The sequence below is a fragment of the Frankia sp. AgKG'84/4 genome (assembly GCF_023242965.2).
Lineage (GTDB): Bacteria > Actinomycetota > Actinomycetes > Frankiales > Frankiaceae > Frankia.
The window spans coordinates 1-709 of the sequence record NZ_JALKFU020000940.1 but is presented as its reverse complement, the minus strand read 5'-3'; the positions used below and the strand labels follow the sequence as shown (position 1 = coordinate 709).

Genomic DNA, 709 nt, shown 5'->3' with positions numbered 1-709 from the left:
GTCTCGCGATGGCCGCCCACCACGGCCACCGGGTGGTCGCCGTGGACGCCTCGCCCGACCAGTGCGGCCTGCTCGCGCACCGGGTCGGGCTGATCCCGCCGGGCGTGGGCCTGCGGGAGCTGGCCGGCGCCCGCCCGCCGGTCTCCTCGCTGGAGGAGGTCCGCCGCTACCTGGCCTCCGACGGCACGGGCGGGTTCGAGGTGCTCGCCGGAATGCGCGATCTCGTCGGCCCGGGCCTGCAGCCCGAAGAACTGGCCTGGGCGCTCGACATGCTCGGGCACTGGTATCCGGTGGTCGTCGCGGACGCGCCGCCAGGCTGGAGCCAGCCGATTCCCGCGACCCTGCTCGCCCGAGCCGACCTGCTCGTGCTCACCGTCCGTGCGGGGGAGACGGAGATCGCCGGCGCGGACGACGCCCTGACCGCGCTCACCGCCGCCGGGCGCGGCGACCTCGCCGCCACGGTCATCGTCGCCATCATGGAGACCTATCCATCCCGGCTCGGCCGCACCGCCCGGATGCGCCTGGACCACCTGGAGGACCGGGCGTACATCACCGTGCTGGTGCCTTTCGACGCCGGGCTCGCCGACGGCCGGCCGATCAACTGGTTCCGGCTGCGCCGCCGGACCCGGTTCGCCTTCCAACGCCTCGCCGGCGCGGTCGCCACCGCCCCGCTGCCCGGCAGCCAGCCGGCGCTGGCGCTGGCCCGCCC

Annotated in this window: 1 protein-coding gene; it reads left to right on the top strand. The window is 76.3% G+C overall.

The annotated features are described in order from the left end of the window. Positions 1-41 precede the first annotated feature (41 nt). On the top strand, positions 42-709 hold a 668-nt coding region (locus MXD58_RS26180; protein WP_374616663.1), incomplete at its 3' end, for a MinD/ParA family ATP-binding protein.